The sequence below is a fragment of the Scytonema hofmannii PCC 7110 genome (assembly GCF_000346485.2).
Taxonomy (GTDB): Bacteria; Cyanobacteriota; Cyanobacteriia; order Cyanobacteriales; family Nostocaceae; genus Scytonema; species Scytonema hofmannii.
Genome location: NZ_KQ976354.1, coordinates 7,221,695 through 7,241,049 on the forward strand (window position 1 = coordinate 7,221,695; position 19,355 = coordinate 7,241,049).

The window sequence follows — 19,355 nt, forward strand, 5'->3', positions numbered from 1 at the left end:
TCACTGGTCACTGGTCACCGGTCACTGAGTTGGCCAAGGAATCATTGCGTCTTTGGCTAACTTTTTAGAGACTTCATATGCGCCATAACGATTGAGATGGCTGGGGTCAGAAAAGAAATTATTGGCTTTAGGCCAAAGTTGACTCAAATCCCGGTAGGTGAAGTTTGGGTGTCCGGCTAAGCTCAACATATAGTTCTGAAACTCTTTCTCATGTTTCGATCGCATGGAATCCAGATACTCAGTAGTCAAAGGCATATTCACAAAGACTAGAGAAATTTTATGAGCCTCAGTGAATTCGAGTATCGATCGCAAAGCTGTCTCTTGTTCTCCTTTAAAGCTGAAAGATTTGTAGTCGTTGTCATAACTACCAAGAACTTTTGGGTGTTTGCTGTAGTATTTGCTAGGCTGAAAGCGGATGGACAAAGGTAAAAATCCATCAAAATCAACTGCTTGCTGTAAATTCTCCTCTGGGTCGTCTGTTTTCTTTAATTTTGTGCTAGTTGATACCGAGCTAATGTTTAATCCTGGTAGAGATTTTAGTTGTTGGTTTAAGAGTTGTTTGAGTCGATCTCGTTGTTGGTAGCTAGCGGATAAATTGCCTATTCCTTGATTGAGCCACTCATCAACAGCTTTGTAGCCAATACTACTTTCTTTTTTAGCTATGTTTGTTGTTTCTCTTGGCTGCTTATCAGTAATTTCACTACCATGATTTTTTAAATGTGCTTTTTCTAATACTAGCCGATAACCAGGAGATGCTGCAATTGTCTTAAAAGTCATATCTTCCCGACCACTGTTAAAAGCACGGGAACCATCAGCCCAAAGAATAAGCTTTGGCAGTTGCGATCGCTCAAGAACTTGACGAAGGATAAAATCAACAACTTGTGCTGTAGCACCATTAATACCAAAGTTGAATACGTCAACACCTGAGAAACCTTCCTTTTTTAAAGCTTGAGAAAGAGCTTCTGGATCTATTCCCCTAAGAGCACGGGAAGAACCAATAATCAGCACATCAGGTGGGCTACCTTTTTTTTGCAGACGATGTTTGTAAAGTACGAGTTGTTCATCTAACTGACGGGCATTAAAACTTGGCATTTGCGAACGTGCTGCCAAAAGAATAGCAGTTGCATTTGCTCTTTGCTTCAGGGGAGCAGTTTCTATACTGTTGTCTCGGTCATCGTCGCTTGGTTGGATGAATCCCGACGAATTAAAACCTTCATTTCTACGCGAAGGCTTTTCTTTAGACGTGTTTGCAAAAAAGATTGCACTTTCACCCTGCTCGTTACCATTGTTTTTAGAAATCCTAGAGTTAGCGGGTGCGACACCTGCAACTGAGGGGGTTGGTGGTGTGTTGCGAGCAATGATTCGACCTAAAACCCAATCAGATTGTAATGTGAGAATTAAGCCAAGCACGCCCCAAACCAAAGCAACTCGGATTCCTTGTGAATCGGCTGATTCTTCTTGGAACTGATCTTTGTCAGCAAATAACTGCGTTCCAATAAGGAACTGTCTAACAGAAGTACTCCAATCCCGTGCGACTTCTGCAACAAAAGTTTGAACTTCCTCTAATGTTAAATCCGGGCGCAGAACTGGTTCGCGATCTGTAGCCGGAAGCAGTTCGCCAACATATGCAGAAGTAGCAGCAAATTCTGGAGTTGCTTCCGGTACTAAGCGCTGACGTTCCTCAAAATCAACACCGTAGTTCCAGAAAGGCTCCTTATTACCAGCCCGCCGACCGTAAATCCGTATTCCTACAACACCAGGAATTTTTAACTGATGTACAAACTGGGCAATCTTACTTGCTACTTGTTTGCGTGCAGGACAAACGGGTGCGTCGCACATAACGTGTAACAAATCTTCTTTGCGTCGCGGGAGTACGCGAAGACCACCTGTTTTAAGACGCAAATCTAAGTCAGGATTAAGCAGACGCTCAAGTAAAAAGACAAGCGCAGGTTCATCTCCAGCAGTTGCTAACTCTAAAGCTGATGCAGCAAAGTTTGAATTCTCAGTTGCAGGTAAAGTAGACCAATCTACCCAAGCTGGTTTGTTATCTTTGGCTGTTTTTCGTCCGTATATAGCAGCAGCCACAATACCTTGAGGGGCAATGTCGTGTAAAAGAAATTTGATTTTCTCTAAGCACAATGCTTGTTCTGGGATGACAGCGGTGCCTAATGGGTCGAAAGCTGGGGTGCAAAATATGTGTAACGTTGTTTCTTTTAAAGTGGCTTTTACAGCAACTTTCACCTCTGCCAAAGCCTCATTCAGCAACATTGAAATTGCCTGTATATCCCCCCAACGCGCCCATTCTCGAAGCATCACCTCTGACGGTGTTAAATCTACCCGCAACAGCCAATCTAGGGCAGGTTCACCGCTAACTCGCGAGGCAATCACAGCATCTTTGTAGCCAGAAAGCTTTAGATGCCTTAATTTTTGGGCTATTGGTTCGCCAATTAAAGATGGATCGGGGCTGTAACTCGACTCACAGAATACCCACAGGCGACTTTCTTTCTGCTCGGTTTGTCCTGTTGCCTTCTGCTGAATCACCTTAACCTCTACGGACACACCAAAAGCACTCATGGTTTCGCTGAGGTAACGCGCAATGGCATCTGGCTGTCCTTGGCGTGCTAAACTCTCGTTAGATACAATCAGCGCCCCGCCTGCATTCACTGCTGCTGGTTTTTTAATGCCAGATTTCTCAGCATCTTGTAAGAGCGATTGATGCACCTGTTCGAGGTGCCGATCTAATTGATTGAGATGCACTCTGTGACACCATTCAGGTTTCTTTTCCCCTTTTCTGCGCCCGTAGACAAGAACTTGGTAAATAGCAGGTTGCTCTGCACTTGTTAGCACATCCACATCTGTTTGCTGTAGTGCTTTCAGCAAGTCAGACAAAGTTTGCCACTTTTGAGGACATTCTGGACCTTCACAAAGAATGTGCAGGTCGTTACCTTGCAATCGGATTTTTACCCCGAAAGTGCTAATCCCTGTTGCTTGGCTGACCCATTGCAATAAGGATTGCTGGCTAACTGGTAAGAGTTTTTTCATCTAAAAACCTCCGGGAGCAGAGAAACCGTGTGTTTTGAGACCATTTTGGTCGCCGATTTCTGACAAACTGGTCACTGATTTAATACCTAATTCCCAATTTTGAATTGCTAATCCCTTGTAAACTAGAACCATAGAAGCACAATATGTAACTTTTTTTAACACTTCTGTTATCTTCTTTTCTCACAAAATCGGCAAAGATAGTCTTGTCAGGTCAAGGCAGAGGGCAGAAGGGAAAAATTCCATTTCTGAAAAAAAACGAGGTCTTTGAGGTCTCCTTATCCAATCATCCTTCTGCTTTCTGCCTCTAAAATAGCTGCCTTCTTCATATTGATTGTTTCGTTTCATGGCTTTTCTTCTTTTTACAGGAAAAAATACCAATGCCACCCATAACCTCCAAAGCTTCTTCTGACACTGGATTAGACTTATTCTTCATTACCATTCCTCAGTATGCCCTCTTACAAGTTGGTACAGCGTCTATACTACTGCTGTTACTAGCTTCAAAAACCACCGTAGAAACCCTGTATGCGCTCGGTGAAGCTAGTGAAGAATTGTTTCGAGGCGATCGCCTTCCTATTCTCAACTTCCCAGACCAAAACGAAATCAACAAAAGTTAAAACATATACCAATGTAGTTAAAAATTATGTGGCAAACTCCATGACTAGAAATCTCCAAATTCGATAAATATTATTTATCCTTAACCAACTAAAGGTATGAGTTTTCTTTTATACTCGTCTTCATCTCAGGATGTGAATATCTACCCCGCCTCCGAAGTGTTTCTACGCCATCGCCTCCAAATTGTAGAGGAGTTGTGGGAGTCCGTTCTCCGACAAGAATGCGGTCAAAAGATGGTGGACTTATTACGGCAACTGCGAGATTTATGTTCGCCAGAAGGACAAGCAATAGATAACCAAGCCTCCTCTGTATCTAAGTTAATCGAACAACTCAATATTAATGAAGCAATTCGAGCAGCACGTGCCTTTGCATTGTATTTTCAGCTGATTAATATCATAGAGCAGGATTACGAACAAAGACAGCAACTAAGCCGCTATGAGGTAGATACAGAAGCAAAAATGCAGGAACCTCTACCAAATTTTATTTATTCCTCAAATCAAGAAGAAGCTGAAGCACCACTCAATAGCGGCTTGGGCGCAGATCTCCTTACAAAAAGCTGGCAGGCAACTTCACAAGGAAAACAGAAAGGCACTTTTACACGTTTGTTTCCCCAGCTATTTAAGCTAAATGTACCGCCACAGCAAATTCAACGTTTAATAGCACAGTTAGACGTGCAGTTAGTGTTTACGGCTCACCCAACAGAAATAGTTCGTTATACAATTCGCGACAAACAGCGCCGAGTTGTACAGCTTTTACAACAACTAGATGCCGTGGAAAAGCGCTCTTTTAACGAGCAGTGTGTTGCAGGGAGTCCCTCGGTTTCAAATTCGTTTGTAGAAGACGTGCCGAAAGCATACCTAAAGGGAGGCGCATATTCTTGGGAAGTTGAGGAATTGCAATCCCAATTGCTTGAGGAAATTCGCTTGTGGTGGCGTACCGACGAACTTCATCAGTTTAAACCTTCGGTGTTAGATGAAGTTGACTATGCCTTGCATTACTTCCAAGAAGTTATCTTTGATGCGATTCCGCACCTGTACAAACGTTTCAAATACGCTTTGGCTACTACTTTTCCATGGTTAGAACCACCAACCAGAAACTTTTGCCGCTTTGGCTCTTGGGTGGGTGGCGATCGCGATGGAAATCCATCAGTTACGCCGGAAATCACTTGGCAGACAGCTTGTTACCAGCGCAATATCGTTCTGGAAAGGTATATCAAATCCATCAAGCAGCTGATTAACTTGCTCAGTTTATCGCTACATTGGAGTGATGTGTTGCCAGATTTGCTCGAGTCCTTGGAGTACGAACAATCTCAATTGAGCGAAGTCTACGATAAACTGGCTTTGCGCTATCGCCAAGAACCCTATAGACTCAAATTGTCCTACGTCCAAAAGCGGTTAGAAAATACACGCGATCGCAATTTGGCGCTTAACAAAGGCGAAAAATTAACTAACGACAATTCCCCCGTATATCGATCGGGAGAAGAATTTTTAGCAGAACTGCGCCTCATAGAACGGAACTTGACAGAAACAGGTTTAAGCTGTAGAGAATTAGAAAATCTTATCTGTCAGGTAGAAATTTTTGGCTTTAACTTAACACATCTAGATATTCGTCAAGAATCCACCCGTCACTCAGATACTTTAAATGAAATTTTGGAATACCTCGGAGTTCTAAAAGTTCCTTACAACGAGTTATCTGAAGAAGAAAGAGTGGCTTGGCTGACAGCAGAACTTCAAACCCGTCGCCCATTAATTCCAGCAGAACTGCCATTTTCGGAAAAAACGAACGATGTCATTCAAACTTTACGGGTAGTGCGATCGCTGCAACAGGAATTTGGTCAAGATATCTGTCAAACATATATCATCAGTATGTGTCGTGAAATGAGCGACGTACTAGAAGTGTTGCTACTTGCTAAAGAAGCGGGACTGTTCGATCCCGGTACTGCGATTGGAACCATCCAAGTCGTTCCCCTGTTTGAAACGGTGGAAGATTTGCGTCGTTCAACTAGCGTGATGCGACAACTGTTTACGTTACCCCTCTATCGTGCTTTGTTAGCGGGAGGCTTTGCCGCAACACCAGAGAATCAAGAGAAACTCCCCCCTTCCCCCCCTCTCCCCCTCTCCCCCTCTCCCTCTCCACTCACTCCCAACTTACAAGAGGTGATGCTGGGGTATTCCGATAGCAACAAAGACTCTGGCTTCTTGAGCAGTAACTGGGAAATTCATAAAGCTCAAAAATCCCTACAAACAGTAGCAGAAGCATATGGTGTAGCTTTACGGATTTTCCACGGACGCGGTGGTTCCGTGGGACGTGGCGGTGGTCCAGCATATGAGGCTATATTGGCTCAACCCGGAAACAGTATCAACGGACGGATAAAAATCACGGAACAGGGAGAGGTTTTAGCTTCTAAGTATTCTTTAAGAGACTTAGCACTGTATAACTTGGAAACAATTACGACTGCGGTGATTCAAGCGAGTTTGCTCCGAACCGGGTTTGATGATATTCAACCCTGGAATGAGATTATGGAAGAACTCGCAGCGCGATCGCGTACACACTACCGCGCTCTAATTTACGAGCAGCCTGATTTTATTGACTTCTTCCACCAAGTGACTCCCATTGAGGAGATCAGCCAACTGCAAATTAGTTCGCGTCCCGCACGCCGTCCTTCTGGTAAAAAAGACTTAAGTAGCCTGCGAGCAATTCCTTGGGTATTTAGCTGGACGCAAACCCGATTTTTGCTACCTTCTTGGTATGGTATGGGTACAGCCCTGCAAGAATTTTTAAACGAGGAACCAGAAGAACATCTAAAATTACTACGGTATTTTTACATCAAATGGCCATTCTTTAAAATGGTCATTTCTAAAGCAGAAATGACTTTGGCAAAAGTAGACTTGCAAATGGCGCGACACTATGTAGACGAATTATCAGAACCAGAAGACAAAGTCCGTTTGGCAAAAGTTTTTGAGCAAATTGCCAGCGAGTACTACCTAACACGGGATTTTGTTTTGCAAATTACAGGACATCAACGACTTCTAGACGGAGACCCTACATTGCAACGTTCCGTACAACTGCGTAACGGAACGATTGTACCATTAGGCTTTATACAAGTATCGCTCCTCAAGCGCCTGCGTCAAGCCAGAACTAACGTGACTTCTGGAGTTATTCACTCTCGTTATAGCAAAGGTGAGTTATTGCGGGGAGCATTGTTAACAATCAACGGGATTGCTGCTGGAATGAGAAATACTGGTTGATGTTGGTAGTTAGTGGTTAGTGGTTAGTGGTTAGTAGAATAACAACTAACAACTATCAACTAACAACTATCAATGAAAAGAATCTTAGTCTGTAGTTTTTTAGCTCTACTCTCAGGGTTTTTTGGCGGTTATGTAGGGGGGCAAATTACCCTGAGCCTTCACAATCAGAAGTGCCAAAATCAACCTTGGGGATGGAAACAGGTGTGTGGTGCTTGGACAACTCCAACCGCAATGTGGCAAGGAAGCACGACTGGACTGTGGACGGGGACTATCTTAGGCGCTTTCGTTGGGGGTTTAGTGACTAAGCAAAAGAGTTAGTGGTTAGTGGTTAGTGGTTAGTGGTTCTACTCACAACCAACAACTAACAACTAACAACCAACTACTAACCATTACTCAGTCGGAGTAGCAGGTGTTTGTGGATAACCCAAAGTTTTCCAAGAGTTTGTGCTAGTATCAAAACAACGCCAAACTCCTGTAGAACTATCCCGGTAGCAGAAAAGGGAGCGATCGCCAGCGTTAAAGTTATCAGTTAAAAAGTATACAATCCCTCTGAAAGGATAGATTTTGCGGCTCAGCCGCTTGGCCACTGCTTGGTTGGGACATTCTACGACAAATACTGGTTGTCCGTCCAAGTGAGCTAAGGAGAAAATACACATCCGCAGAATCGCTCGCAACCAACTTTCCGAGTTATCAAAATAATCATTGATGATTTTGTTGGTTAGAGCTTTTTCTAAGGTACGGTCTTTTTTATAAGGAGTGTGAGGGTCTGACATAGCGCAACCTATTGCTTTACCGTTGGTTTGAGATTAAACCAAAAGCTCCAAAAGTGACAAGCGTATAGTAATCGTTTGAGAAAAAATCCGAAAATATACTTAATTATAAGAAAAAGTATTAACCTCAGTGAAAGCGAATTTTCCTTGAAAATGCGTAAAATGTAGACAACAAAAAGCTACACTGTCTCAAAAGCGGCTCATTTTTAGTATATTGGTGGCAACAATACTTGGTAAAATTTACGAAGTAACTGTGCTCCGATTTGCGATGACAACTGAAATTAACCAAAACGATCAAACGACCAAAGGTGCTGATGCAATTGATGAAGCGATCGCACGAGGAATTGATTTCGATGGTTCTCCCATTCCTCCTGCTAAACTAGATCTTTATCAGAAGGTCATGGAACTAGAAGCAAACAGACAGCGCAGTGGGGTATCAAATACAATGCGATCGCGCATTGTGAGAATTGGAGCAAAACACATTCCCCAAGCCGAACTTAATCAAATGCTAGAAGATGCGAGTTTTGCCCCTTTGAAAGAGAAAGAAATTGCTTTTTATTATGGTAAATAGTTAATTGTTAGTAGTTAGTGGTTATTGGTTAGTGGTTTTTCAACTAACAACTAACAACTAACAACTAACAACTTTTCCAAAAATCTGTAATTTTATACCCCAGTTCCTCTATCATTTGCCGCAGCAGGGGTAAACTCAGTCCGATAACATTGCTGTGGCAACCTTCAATTTTTTCCACAAATAAGCTACCATAACCTTCAAGTGCAAATGCGCCAGCACATTTGAGCGGTTCTCCCGTAGCAACATAAGCATCAATAGTGCTGGAGTCGAGTTGTGCAAAGTAAACTCTTGTAACCTGGCACTTCACCAAACTAAGATTTTGAGAGAGATCGATTAAAGCATGACCGGTGTAAAGATCGCCAAAACTGCTTTGCATATTTTGCCAGCGTTGGCATGCTTCTTCTACATCTGCAGGTTTGCCATGAATTTCGCCCCCTACAGATAAAACAGAATCACAACCCATGACTAAAGCTGATTTGAACTGAGGAGCTACAGTTTCTGCCTTCTTTTGGGCTAAAGTTTGCACGAGTTGTGCAGGATCGTCCAATTGAACTTGAGACTCATCAAAATCACTGGGACAAACTATAGGTTCAATTCCAACTGTCTGGAGAAGACGGCGTCTTGCAGGAGACGCAGAAGCTAATATAAAAGGTGGAGTGTTCATAAAAAAATTGTTAGTTGTTAGTGGTTAGTTGTTGGTTGTTCTACTAACCACTGTACGGGTGCGGCGGCCTTGCGCCCGTACTAGTATTAATATACAGAAAAAGAATTTACAGCTTCTTCTATGAATTTTTGGACTCTGCGCCAACGTTTTTCAGGAACGGAAGCGTTGAAGGTAAAAAGTTTACCCCGGCTGACGGCAATATTGGAAAGATTGTGACGTTGTTGATTTCCGGGAAATTTAACCAAATACTCCAATTTATAGTAAGTTTTGCCGTTATATTCTCGTTCTTGAGCATTGACTAATTCAGCTTCACGCCCCGATCCTTCAGGCGCAAGGGCATTTTTCCCTAATTTGTAACCTACTTCCCCTGGGGTTCCCAGTTCTTTTAGAGTTTTACCCTCTGAAACAGGGCTAATAACCACGGAGACATTTTCACTTGTTTCAATGATGTCATGGAAAACCACGTCAGGTCCATTGGCGACTTTAACTTGCACCCAGCCGTTAGGATATAAAAACTCATAGCCATCAGTCGTGTCAACATAGCTTTTGAGACCAGATGCGATCGCGACATCAGAATGACTTAGACTGAAACTAAACACCAATAGCATAATGAATGCAATTCGTTTCCACATGGACAATATTCCTTTGGACTTGCTGCCAGAATAGGCAAGTATAATTTCTCGTACCCATTGTCGCACTAAGAGTGACGCCTAGGAACAAGGAGACAAGGGGAAGAGAGGAGAAGTCGGAAATATCTAACGTGAGTCGGAAGGTTTCTGAAATTTTGTTGCTCACACTAATAGACAGTAAATAGAGTTTATTAGCAGAGAATATGGCTCCCACAGTACTTATTACAGGTAGTTCTCAAGGTATAGGAAAAGCAACCGCGCTTCTGTTTGCTCGCAAGGGATACGATATTGTGCTGACTGCACGTCGTATTGAGCTTTTAGAAAGTGTGGCGCAGGAAATACAAACCCTTGGTCACCAAAAACCACTAATAGTTTCTTGTGATGTGACAGATCCATCACAAGTCAATACATTAGTGGAAAAAGCTTTAGATCGTTTTGGGTATATTGATGTATTGATAAACAATGCAGGTAGATTTGCAGAAGGACCTGTAGAAGCTTTTTCACTGAGTGATTGGCGCGAAATTATAGATTTGAATTTGTGGGGATATATTCATACAATTAACGCCCTTTTGCCTCATTTTCTCCAACGAAAAAAAGGAAATATCGTGAATCTTAGCTCTATTGGTGGCAAAGCTGCAACACCATACGTAGTACCATACTGTACTAGTAAATTTGCTGTTACGGGGTTTACGGAATCATTACACGCAGAATTAAAACCTAAAGGTATTCACGTTTGTGGTATTTACCCAAATTTAATTAAAAGTAGCTTAATGGAGAGAACTGTTTTTCGAGGTAACGACGAACAGGATGCTCAAAGTCGTCGAGAACAACTTGAAAATATCTTAAAATTTCCTAGTGTGGAGAAGCCTGAGGATGTAGCCAATGCTATTTGGGATGCTGTTCACAACCATAAATCTGAAGTCTTGGTAGGTTCGGCAAATGTTTCCCAAGGATTCAATAAATTATTTCCTAGCTTGCTACAGTGGGCTTCTCGACAAGCTTTGAAGAATAAGGATAATTAATAGAAGCAGTTTAACATATTCGCGGAATTCCCCATCCGCCATGCGGTGGGGATGGATAGCGCACAAAAACCTACTGGGTGAGTACCTCTAGTTTTTGTAATTTGTCTTCTAACGAACGAACAAACTCGCGAAACACATCAACCTGAGTTCTACCTGTCAAGTCACAGTACGTATTTAGAATTTTCTTTTCTTGCTCGGTAACTCGAAAAGTCAGCATATGTTTATTTGACATTTTCTTTATTTCCTATTTGCACTGTCTATCTATATGATATACAATAAAAGACAAGGAGGCAAGAAAATATGTCATTCAAAAGTAAAGAGCAAAAAGCGCTAGATCAGGATAAAAATAAAGATACGTATATCTCGACGGTTGTACAGCATTTAAAACTATCAAGTCTTGGATCTGCTGTAGTATCTGACATATTGTTACACGCAAACAGTCTATACAACACCTTGACTTTCAATTTGAGGCAAGGATTTTTTGTACACAAAACTCTGAATTTTTCATCTCTAACCATTGATTCACAAACCGACTTCAAAGAAAACTACCATTACAAAATGCTGCATTCTCAAGCAGCACAGTCTGTGTGTCATAAGGTAGCTGAGAATTTTAAATCATTCAAGCAGCTTTTGGATAAACATTTTAGCGAGGGAACAAAGAAACCTAACTTACCAGGTTATCGTCAAAAAGGTGAGATGTTTGAAGTGACGTATCCCAGTCAATCAGTCAATATATCACAAGAGCATAGCATTATATTTGCTACTGTTTCTACTGGCATTATGTTCAAGAAGCATCACAAAGAAGATGTTATGGGAACAAGTTTAAATGAAAGATTGAAATTCAGGGTTCCTGATGACGTTGACCCCAAACGCCTTGTTGAGCTAGTAATTACATCAAAGTATAGAGAGATTTATCTACATTGGGTATGTAGAAAGGAAAAAGAAATTATTACTGAATTAGATAAGTCAAGTGTTTTAGGAATTGACATCGGGTTAAACAACTTTGTTACTTGTATTCCGAATACGGGTCAAGAAGGATTTATCATAAATGGGCGACCGTTAAAGGCAATAAATCAGTTTTATAACAAGACTGTATCCAAGCTGAAAAAGGATAAAGATGAGAATTTCTGGAGTGGCAGTTTAGCTAGAGCAACACAAGCCAGAAACAACCAAGTACGTGATTTTATTAAGAAGTCAGCACGCGCAATAATCAACAAATGCCTAGAATCAAAGATAGGTAAAATTGTATTTGGTTGGAACCAAGGAATCAAGAATGAAATAGATAACGGACGTGTCAATAATCAAAATTTTGTGCAGGTTCCCTTTACTGCACTACGTGACACGCTCAAGTATCTATGTGAAAGACACGGTATAGAATTCGTAGTTGTTGAAGAATCCTACACATCAAAAATGTCATTTTTTGATGGTGATGAATTACCCGTTTACGGTCAAGAAACCGAAGAACAGAAGAATCTTAAGCCTTCTGGGAAAAGAACAAAACGCGGGGAATACAAAACAGGAAATAACACAATTATCAACGCGGATGCCAATGGTGCGTCCAATATTTTGAGAAAGGCAAAAATTGATACATCAAAAATTACTTTTCGGGTGTGTCAAATTCTCAAGAAAATCAATATTTGGATAGGTAAAAAATTACCATCACGTAAAGGTACGGCAGCAGGCTTGTCTTGTTGTTCGACTATAGGACTCACTGAACCGGGTCAGTAAATTAGAAACCCCATCCGCCATGCGGTGGGGTGGTTCATCTGTATTCAAATCCCCTACTTTGAAGTATGGGGATTAACTGGCTACTGGTCACTGGTCACTGGTCACTGGTCACTGTTAAAGGTTGACCGTCACCCTTAAATGCACTTCTGACTCTTTCTTTAAGAATGAGACGACCCTTTTTGATAACTATAAGCTCGTAAGGATTTATGGCGTGTGCTAACTCCTCTTTAATCGCAATATAAGTTTCACCATTTGCTTGAGTCACAGGTATGGTTGTTTTACCACCCTCTGTTTTGGAAAGCCGAACGTAGTATCCAAGAGAACCTGCTTTCTCTCCCCTACAAATGTATACCAAATATTTGGTTGTTTCAAAACTACGTTTTGGTAGCAATCTGGAAGACGGACAAACTTGTTGATGGGCTGGTAAAGATAGGACATTATTTGAGTTATTTGTCAGTTCTGCTTGTTCTGTCATATTTTCTTGCGCTTTGGCATCAAGTATCGGCAATAGTAACGATGCGATCGCTACTATTGCTAACTTAAATATACTTACGTATTTCAATTGACTTTCAAATAACTTCATATTTTTCCAACTAGAAACAGTAAAATCCGCAACAGTTTTGTGAAAGTGGTATCTGACTTCAGTGTTTTAACGGATGCAAATCTTTAATTATTATCAAATAAAAAAAATCCAGAACAGTGTAATGTCCTGGAAATTTATATTTTCTTTAAGAAAAATTCTTAATAAATAATTTTTGTGTTAAGAAAATCTACTTAGCTTGACTCACGTTCTTTTTTAGGATTTCAAGAGTTTTCATCAGCTTTCGCCGCTTAACGTAGCAATTGATCGTATGCTCAGGCAGAATTTTTAATTAAAGCTGGATTTTGGGTAGTTTGTGTGGATGAAAAGACTTCTATCCAAGCTAGAGTTGGTTTACATCCTAACAAAGCTGCTGGTGTTAAACAACCAGTTCACTTTGCAGCAAGATACGGAAGAATTGGAGCAACACATCTTTTTGCGGCTTTGAGTGTTGCTGAGGGTCTGATTTATGGTTGTTGTCGTCTAGCAAAAACGTTCCTTGATTTTCAAGGATTTCTACTGGAGGTATTGATTCCGGAAGCCATTCGTCGGGGTGTGCGCCATATTTATTTGATTCTCGACAACGGCTCTACCCATGCCCCCTAGAAGGCTACTTGTGCATTGCAGGCAGCGGCAGACACTGCGCGGGAGCCGCCTATTCGTTTCCAGTTGCTGGGCTACGGGTTGGGCATTACATGGGCTTGCTCAATTGGGTGAAAACTAGAATAAACAGCGGATTTCAACTTAGCGCGGTTTTGTCAATTAGATCCTACCTTCCGCACCCTAAAGTGTCACACTACGAATTTTGAACGTTTGAGGATTTGGGGTTAGCGATCGCCATCGCAATTTCCCCATTTTTGTATAAAATACAGCCTTTATAGTTAGTAAAAATCCGAAAAAACCGATTGTGACAGTAGGGGGTGCGGAAGGGGGGTTAGATCATCTAGCTTAATCGCCTAAGCCAAACTACTACAGTATATGCAACTAGCGTCAGGTGGGAGAGCGATCACCTCCTTAGACCTGCCTCTTACCCCCATGTCTTCATAATGCTTTTTCACCAAATGCCAAAGCAGTTGTGAAAAGAACTGTTCTAGAAAGCAGTTGTATCTGCCTTGAGTGATATTGGTTCCCAAGCTTCTTTCTCTCAACCATTACAAACCACTCATCTCCGGGTTAATTGTGATTTCATATACTTTAATGCTACTGAGGTCTGTTTTGATCGCTCTTTCAGCTTGGCTTCATATCTGCCTAATTGCTTCAATCAATTGTTAGTCCAACTTGCCTAAACCAAGTAAGCTTGTCCCAGTAACCACGTTGAAAGCGGATTTTTCCATCTACGACATGGAAGAAACCACAACCTCTTAAAGTGTACTTTTTCCCTATAGTGTTTGATTCGCTCCCATTCCCAACAAACGTTCCACCACCAGACCACTCTAGAATCGCCCACTCCCCATCCTCAAATAAGTTTTCGATGTGAGTGTAGGTGTCTGGCGTTGAACGAAAAAAGTTGACAAAATCCTCATGAATAGCGCTTTTTCCTTCAAGAGGAGTCCCAATGGCAACCTGAATGTTCACGGCGTCCTCGTGATAAAGTGCGGCGGCGGCATCTGCATCGCGAGCGTTCAGGGCATCTACCCAAGTACTAATGACTTGCTTTGGTGTGACCATGTGTATTTTTCAACGTGCGTTACAACACTCCTTATTCCCCCAAGTCGATGAGAATAGCACAAAGGAATCCTTATTTATTAAACTTTACCACTTCTCTGACTTCCTCTTATTCTTCATACTCTGTATCTATATCTACATCAAGAGTATCTTCGTCTATCCGCACGTACAGAATATTCGGATGGCAGCAAACTTGGCAATCTTCTACGTAAGATTGCTGTCCACCCGCACTCAGGTCTACAAAAGTTGTGTTCGGTTCGCCACAGAAGGCACAATAGTATTCAGCTGTTGTCTGCATTAACTTGGTGGCTGTAGTATCTTTCTAAAATTATCTTAAGTCATGAGCTATATCTAGCAAAATCTAATACCTTCCTATCTAAAATCATTAAATTGAACAAAGAAGTTCTTGGAGCAGAACCCCGGTGGGAAAGTGAATCGATTATTCAAAATCCTGATTCGGTCAAATTAATCGTTGAGGTTGTTTCAACGAATTGGCGTGACGATTACTACGACAAATATCGAGATGATGAGGAAATGGGTATCGAAGAATATTGGATTCTCGATTATGCAGCACTAGGGGGAAGAAAGTTCATTGGCTCCCCCAAGCAACCCACAATTTTTGTTTGTAATTTGGTTGATGGAGAATATCAGATGACGACCTTTACAGGAAGCACTCGTATTATTTCCCCAATCTTCCCCCAATTCAACTTGACTGCACAACAGATTTTCGATCTCGCTTCATAACAACTTTACGATTTTCTTGGCGTCCTTGGCGTCTTGGCGGTTTTTTAATAGGTAATCTTCTGGCGGAAAGGGAGTAGTTGTTGATTAATTTAAGTATTAAAGTACAAATTTATCCGCGTCCATCCGCATTCAATACTACTCGGATAAGAATTTTGTGGGTTGGGCTTTCCCCTTGGGGAAACTCAACAATGTCCTGTAAATGTTGGGTTTCGTTCCTCAACCCAACCTACTAGGTATGACGTTTCCTCATCTACAGAGGTACAAGTTATCCGCGTCCATCCGCGTTCATCTGCGGTTAATTATCTTGATAACCAGTGGCATCTCCCAGATGTTTCAGTAGTGTAGACTGAGACAGTGGCCCTTGCAAGTGATTCCAAGGGAGTATTTGCTCTGTTGACCAGTTGGCATGAACGTAAAAATCTAGGTCGGGAATTTTTCCCTTCAGTTGTTTGAAAGCACGCTTGTAGCTACCTAAAGAATACCCAAAAGTTCGCGTGAGTTCCAGCATCTCGGACAGCCGGCGATCGCCTCTCGACAATAAAGTTTGAATAATTGACCAGTTGTAGCTTTCAGGGCGAAAGTCTATCCCTTGGGATTTAAATTGCTTTTGTAGAAACTGCAGTCGTTTTTCTGCTTGAGGATTGACTCCAAGCCATTGAAATGGTGTGTGTGCTTTAGGTACAAAAGTACTACATCCCAGTGTTAGGCGCAGTCCCGGAGCAGCTTTTTTAATTTCCCGCATCATCGCGACTGTTGCATCCAAATCTTCTGGTTCTTCACCGGGAATTCCTACCATCCCATAAAGTTTTAAACCAGATAATCCTCCCGCTTTAGCATTGATTGCTGCCTGCACAATTTCGTCATTTTGCAACTTTTTATTTACAATACGTCGCACTTTTTCTGAACCACTTTCGACAGCAATAGTCAACGATCTTGTGTCTCGTTTTGCTAAAGTTTGTGCTAACCGAACTGTAACTGTATTGGTTCGTACCGACGCAATACTGAGACGCACGGCATCGTACTTTGGCTGACTGATGTAATCTAGCAAAGCCTCAAACTCTGGATGCTGGGTAACTGAAGCTCCAAGCAATCCCAGACGGTTAGTCACTAATAACCCTTTTTCAATTGCTGGAATTAATGAGCTTTCAAGATTAGCAGTTCTAAAAGGGAGTGTGAGATAACTTGCCAAACAGAAACGGCACATTTCGGGACAACTTCTTACCACTTCTACCATGTAGATATTTTCCCAAGCTGCTTTTTCTGTGACTACTGTAGATGCTGAGAGGATATTTCCCCGGTACGTTTGTTTGTGTACTACACTGGGAATTTCTGCAGAAGTGGGTTTAATAGATTTGATTGTTCCATTTGAGGGATGATACTCCACCTCATACAAGCTAGGAACATAAATACCGGGAACTTGTGCTAAGGCTTTAAGTTGGGTTTGTCTATCTGCGTTTCTAACTTCTTTATATGCTTCAATAAAATTCGAGAGTAAATTTTCACCATCCCCTAGCAAGATGACATCAAAGAAATTTGCGAAAGGTTCGGGGTTGGCTGTTAGCACGGGACCACCACCAAAAACAATAGGGTCGCGATCGCCTCTAAAATTTCCTCTAATGGGAATTGCTAGAGATTCTAGCAAGTTCAATATATTGACATAATCCAACTCCCACGACATTGAAAAACCCACTAATTCAGGAGTTCTGGGAAGTTGTTCGCGAGTATCAGTGAATAAACGGCTCACCTGTACATCCGAACGCATAGCCAGATTCGCCCATACCACTTGATATCCAAGGCTTGTAATGCCCACGCTGTACTCGTTTGGAAAGGCAAATATAGTAGGAATAGCGTCCGGATTGGAAGTCGCTCTTTCAAACAAAAGGCGTTCCGTAGAAAATACAGAAGATGTCACAGGTGTTTCGTTAATAACAGGTTTATCTATATTTAATTTTAAGCCATAGAATTATCAGGTTAAAAACTAAAGTCACGCTGTTAGCAAGAATAATTGGTAAGGATTTGAGAGCAATGCCGTAGAGCACCCATAAGAATACCCCCGTGTTGAAGGCAATCAGCATGATGTAGGAAACATCTTTTGCTGATTTGGTTTGCCATGTTTTCACCATTTGTGGAAAGAAGGAAAATGTTGTAATCGTTGCAGCCACCAAGCCTAAAATCATAATAGAATCCATGAAATGCACCCTCCTGACAACTCTTTTATTTTAGACCCTTGTCCTTCGCTCTCTTGTGATAAAATTTAGCCCAAGCATAACGCTCTAAATCTTTCTTAAGTAAGTATTCAACAGTATTTTGTCTGTGCTTATCACTTGCTATTGTTTTCAAAACTTGCTTAATTTCATCATCGATTTCTTCAGGTTTAGCTCCTAGATCTATGGCTTCTTTAAAAAACAAGTCACCACTTAGATAATTACTTCTATCATAAGAAATAATTCCCAACAAAATGTAAGCTTGATAATTTTCAGAATGATACTCTATTGCTTTTTTAGCAGAAAATTCGGCATTGATTAAATCAAGAATATCCCTAAAAGCAGCACCTTTAGCAACTAGAATATCTGATTTGAGATGATTGTCTGAAATTTTTTCTAATTGTATGTTTGTTAGTAGATTTAAGGCTCTTTGTGGTTCACCTGCTTTACGCCAGTAATTGCCAGCAGTTGGAATATATGATTGTTTTTGAGTGCGATGAAATTCTTTTTCATAAAATTCTGCTTCTAGCCTGTAATACGCGATCGCAATCTTTCCTCGACTGGATAAAAGGTCTCTCTCGACAAGATGTGCTACCGATATTGCATCAAGACGCTCTTTTGACTCCAGTTTCAACATTATCTTATAAAAGATTTCCAAAGATAATTGATTCTTCGAGTCTGAAATGCCAAACTTTCTCTTCAATTGTATAAAATGATGTTTTTGATAAAAATTAATAATATCACTGCGATTATTATTGACCAACCAATCAATTTCCGAATCACTTAAAGTCTCTCCTAATGTAACTCTAGACTTTAGATTGCGAGCATACTTTTCGTTAGCAATGGCAATAGTTTCGTAAAGGCGCTGCTCTTTTAAAAACTCAATATTTTCTTCTTGTAAAGCATTGTCTGTATCAATTAATTTTAAAACCTTATATAAGTGGCTGGAGGGTGAAAACTCATCAATACAATCTGCTTTATACTTAGTTTTTAAAATAGCAAACTCTTGTTTTTTTTCCAATTCATTAGCTATAGCTATTGTTTCAGTCAACCCATGCTGCTCCAACCAATTCACTTCTGAGTAAATCAGGTTTTCTTTGGCATCAATTTTTTGTAAAATCAGATACAATAAACTAGCTGTAGAGACATCTGTATATTTATTTGCTTGGTACTTTTCCTTGAGTTGGTCAAATATAGCCTCTCTTTCTGCTTCTTGTTGCTTAAAAATTGCTAGAGTTTCAGCTAATTCATGATGAATCAACCATTCAACTTCACAATCTTCTAGCCGTGATTTTGTGTCTAGTTTTTTAAGAATTGTATGTAATGGATTATAGGGAGATGAATCATAATGTTTGGTTGCGTGGTATTTCTCTTTTAACGCAATAAACTGCTCCTGCAGTTCCATCTCCTCAATCATTATGACTGTAGCAACAAGCTGATTTGCCTTTAACCATTCAATCTCTTTATAGCTCAGATGATTTTCTGAGTTTAGTTTCCACAGAATTGCAAATAGAGGGCTTGAAATATCATTCTTAAAACTATTCCAGTAGCTGGGAATTTTGTACTGAGACTTGAGGTGATAAAATTCATTTTCAAGTTTTATGATTTCTTCTGCTTTACGCTGCTCCTCTTTCAAAATACTATCTACAGTTTCAAAAAGCTTATGCTCTTTTAACCAATCCAACTCAATTTGAGTTAGTTTAATTCCTATATCAATTTTTTGTAGAATAAGATACAGTAAGCTAGAAGGCGCAGAATCTTGATATGCAGTTGCTTTATATTTAGATTTCAAGTTTTTAAAGTGTTTTACCCGATTCTGAAATTCTTCTTCCATATTAATATCTAGTACAATATACTTTATATTTTTGTTACTAAT

General features: G+C 40.8%; 18 protein-coding genes and 1 pseudogene. 8 read left to right on the plus strand and 11 right to left on the minus strand.

The features are described from left to right. Nucleotides 1-21: 21 nt before the first annotated feature. A complete protein-coding gene (locus WA1_RS30200; protein WP_017740584.1) occupies nt 22-3,042 on the minus strand; it encodes a DUF1574 family protein in 3,021 nt (1,006 codons plus the stop codon). A 377-nt stretch (nt 3,043-3,419) separates the two neighbouring features. On the opposite strand from WA1_RS30200, the gene WA1_RS30205 reads away from it, so the two are divergent. The 3 genes from WA1_RS30205 (at nt 3,420) to WA1_RS30215 (ending at nt 7,220) form a co-directional block, all read left to right on the plus strand. Then, entirely contained in the window at nt 3,420-3,656 is a 237-nt protein-coding gene (locus WA1_RS30205; RefSeq protein ID WP_017740582.1) for a hypothetical protein, read from the plus strand. 96 nt (nt 3,657-3,752) lie between these two features. Beyond that, on the plus strand, nt 3,753-6,902 hold the full coding sequence (gene ppc, locus WA1_RS30210; RefSeq protein ID WP_017740581.1) for a phosphoenolpyruvate carboxylase: 3,150 nt from the start codon (nt 3,753-3,755) through the stop codon (nt 6,900-6,902). A gap of 72 nt (nt 6,903-6,974) precedes the next feature. Further along, nucleotides 6,975-7,220, plus strand: coding sequence for a hypothetical protein (locus WA1_RS30215; RefSeq protein WP_017740580.1), 246 nt, complete (start codon nt 6,975-6,977; stop codon nt 7,218-7,220). 71 nt (nt 7,221-7,291) lie between these two features. On the opposite strand, the gene WA1_RS30220 is transcribed toward WA1_RS30215, so the two are convergent. After that, nucleotides 7,292-7,675 (minus strand): hypothetical protein, encoded by a 384-nt coding sequence (locus WA1_RS30220; protein WP_017740579.1) that lies wholly within the window; start codon nt 7,673-7,675, stop codon nt 7,292-7,294. A gap of 265 nt (nt 7,676-7,940) precedes the next feature. On the opposite strand from WA1_RS30220, the gene WA1_RS30225 reads away from it, so the two are divergent. After that, entirely contained in the window at nt 7,941-8,243 is a 303-nt protein-coding gene (locus WA1_RS30225; RefSeq protein ID WP_026134376.1) for a small RNA NsiR4-regulated ssr1528 family protein, read from the plus strand. 64 nt (nt 8,244-8,307) lie between these two features. Here the strand turns inward: WA1_RS30225 and WA1_RS30230 are convergent, their stop codons facing one another. Next, the gene (locus WA1_RS30230; RefSeq protein ID WP_017740577.1) at nt 8,308-8,907 is read right to left on the minus strand and encodes a Maf family protein; all 600 of its coding nucleotides are present in this window, start codon (nt 8,905-8,907) and stop codon (nt 8,308-8,310) included. A gap of 86 nt (nt 8,908-8,993) precedes the next feature. Then, nucleotides 8,994-9,539: a photosystem II reaction center PsbP gene (gene psbP / locus WA1_RS30235; protein WP_017740576.1), complete on the minus strand. Its 546-nt coding sequence runs from the start codon at nt 9,537-9,539 to the stop codon at nt 8,994-8,996. A 200-nt stretch (nt 9,540-9,739) separates the two neighbouring features. On the opposite strand from psbP, the gene WA1_RS30240 reads away from it, so the two are divergent. Next, nucleotides 9,740-10,558 (plus strand): SDR family NAD(P)-dependent oxidoreductase, encoded by an 819-nt coding sequence (locus tag WA1_RS30240; RefSeq protein ID WP_017740575.1) that lies wholly within the window; start codon nt 9,740-9,742, stop codon nt 10,556-10,558. 70 nt (nt 10,559-10,628) lie between these two features. Here WA1_RS30240 and WA1_RS58270 read toward each other — a convergent pair whose 3' ends face one another. Next, nucleotides 10,629-10,790, minus strand: coding sequence for a hypothetical protein (locus WA1_RS58270; RefSeq protein ID WP_017739705.1), 162 nt, complete (start codon nt 10,788-10,790; stop codon nt 10,629-10,631). A gap of 68 nt (nt 10,791-10,858) precedes the next feature. Here WA1_RS58270 and WA1_RS30245 point away from each other — a divergent pair, with 68 nt between their 5' ends. Continuing rightward, nucleotides 10,859-12,286 (plus strand): RNA-guided endonuclease InsQ/TnpB family protein, encoded by a 1,428-nt coding sequence (locus WA1_RS30245; protein ID WP_017740574.1) that lies wholly within the window; start codon nt 10,859-10,861, stop codon nt 12,284-12,286. 94 nt (nt 12,287-12,380) lie between these two features. Here the strand turns inward: WA1_RS30245 and WA1_RS30250 are convergent, their stop codons facing one another. Continuing rightward, complete coding sequence (locus WA1_RS30250; protein WP_017740573.1) at nt 12,381-12,869, minus strand: hypothetical protein; 489 nt, start codon at nt 12,867-12,869, stop codon at nt 12,381-12,383. Between the two features lie 315 nt (nt 12,870-13,184). Here WA1_RS30250 and WA1_RS30255 point away from each other — a divergent pair, with 315 nt between their 5' ends. Next, a complete protein-coding gene (locus tag WA1_RS30255; RefSeq protein WP_017740572.1) occupies nt 13,185-13,472 on the plus strand; it encodes a hypothetical protein in 288 nt (95 codons plus the stop codon). A 651-nt stretch (nt 13,473-14,123) separates the two neighbouring features. On the opposite strand, the gene WA1_RS30260 is transcribed toward WA1_RS30255, so the two are convergent. Both WA1_RS30260 and WA1_RS30265 read right to left on the minus strand, forming a co-directional pair. After that, entirely contained in the window at nt 14,124-14,534 is a 411-nt protein-coding gene (locus tag WA1_RS30260; protein ID WP_017740571.1) for a nuclear transport factor 2 family protein, read from the minus strand. Nucleotides 14,535-14,640: 106 nt separating this feature from the next. Then, the gene (locus WA1_RS30265) at nt 14,641-14,829 is read right to left on the minus strand and encodes a CPXCG motif-containing cysteine-rich protein (RefSeq protein ID WP_017740570.1); all 189 of its coding nucleotides are present in this window, start codon (nt 14,827-14,829) and stop codon (nt 14,641-14,643) included. Between the two features lie 83 nt (nt 14,830-14,912). Between WA1_RS30265 and WA1_RS30270 the strand changes: the two are divergent. Next, nucleotides 14,913-15,275, plus strand: a pseudogene (locus tag WA1_RS30270) (Uma2 family endonuclease); the annotation flags it as partial. A 295-nt stretch (nt 15,276-15,570) separates the two neighbouring features. On the opposite strand, the gene WA1_RS30275 reads toward WA1_RS30270, so the two are convergent. Genes WA1_RS30275 through WA1_RS30285 form a run of 3 tightly spaced genes read right to left on the minus strand, consistent with a single transcriptional unit; the run spans nt 15,571 to nt 19,313 of the window. Continuing rightward, entirely contained in the window at nt 15,571-17,187 is a 1,617-nt protein-coding gene (locus WA1_RS30275) for a B12-binding domain-containing radical SAM protein (protein ID WP_017740568.1), read from the minus strand. Between the two features lie 22 nt (nt 17,188-17,209). Then, nucleotides 17,210-17,464, minus strand: coding sequence for a SemiSWEET transporter (locus tag WA1_RS30280; RefSeq protein WP_017740567.1), 255 nt, complete (start codon nt 17,462-17,464; stop codon nt 17,210-17,212). A 25-nt stretch (nt 17,465-17,489) separates the two neighbouring features. Beyond that, nucleotides 17,490-19,313: a hypothetical protein gene (locus tag WA1_RS30285; RefSeq protein WP_017740566.1), complete on the minus strand. Its 1,824-nt coding sequence runs from the start codon at nt 19,311-19,313 to the stop codon at nt 17,490-17,492. Nucleotides 19,314-19,355: the final 42 nt, after the last annotated feature.

Coding starts and splice junctions, on each gene's coding strand:
- WA1_RS30280 (WP_017740567.1), bottom strand. CDS start 17,464: ATGGATTCTATTATGATTTTAGGCTTGGTGGCTGCAACGATTACAACA.
- psbP (WP_017740576.1), bottom strand. CDS start 9,539: ATGTGGAAACGAATTGCATTCATTATGCTATTGGTGTTTAGTTTCAGT.
- WA1_RS30200 (WP_017740584.1), bottom strand. CDS start 3,042: ATGAAAAAACTCTTACCAGTTAGCCAGCAATCCTTATTGCAATGGGTC.
- WA1_RS30285 (WP_017740566.1), bottom strand. CDS start 19,313: ATGGAAGAAGAATTTCAGAATCGGGTAAAACACTTTAAAAACTTGAAA.
- ppc (WP_017740581.1), top strand. CDS start 3,753: ATGAGTTTTCTTTTATACTCGTCTTCATCTCAGGATGTGAATATCTAC.
- WA1_RS30260 (WP_017740571.1), bottom strand. CDS start 14,534: ATGGTCACACCAAAGCAAGTCATTAGTACTTGGGTAGATGCCCTGAAC.
- WA1_RS30215 (WP_017740580.1), top strand. CDS start 6,975: ATGAAAAGAATCTTAGTCTGTAGTTTTTTAGCTCTACTCTCAGGGTTT.
- WA1_RS30220 (WP_017740579.1), bottom strand. CDS start 7,675: ATGTCAGACCCTCACACTCCTTATAAAAAAGACCGTACCTTAGAAAAA.
- WA1_RS58270 (WP_017739705.1), bottom strand. CDS start 10,790: ATGTCAAATAAACATATGCTGACTTTTCGAGTTACCGAGCAAGAAAAG.
- WA1_RS30225 (WP_026134376.1), top strand. CDS start 7,941: ATGACAACTGAAATTAACCAAAACGATCAAACGACCAAAGGTGCTGAT.
- WA1_RS30205 (WP_017740582.1), top strand. CDS start 3,420: ATGCCACCCATAACCTCCAAAGCTTCTTCTGACACTGGATTAGACTTA.
- WA1_RS30230 (WP_017740577.1), bottom strand. CDS start 8,907: ATGAACACTCCACCTTTTATATTAGCTTCTGCGTCTCCTGCAAGACGC.
- WA1_RS30245 (WP_017740574.1), top strand. CDS start 10,859: ATGTCATTCAAAAGTAAAGAGCAAAAAGCGCTAGATCAGGATAAAAAT.
- WA1_RS30250 (WP_017740573.1), bottom strand. CDS start 12,869: ATGAAGTTATTTGAAAGTCAATTGAAATACGTAAGTATATTTAAGTTA.
- WA1_RS30265 (WP_017740570.1), bottom strand. CDS start 14,829: ATGCAGACAACAGCTGAATACTATTGTGCCTTCTGTGGCGAACCGAAC.
- WA1_RS30240 (WP_017740575.1), top strand. CDS start 9,740: ATGGCTCCCACAGTACTTATTACAGGTAGTTCTCAAGGTATAGGAAAA.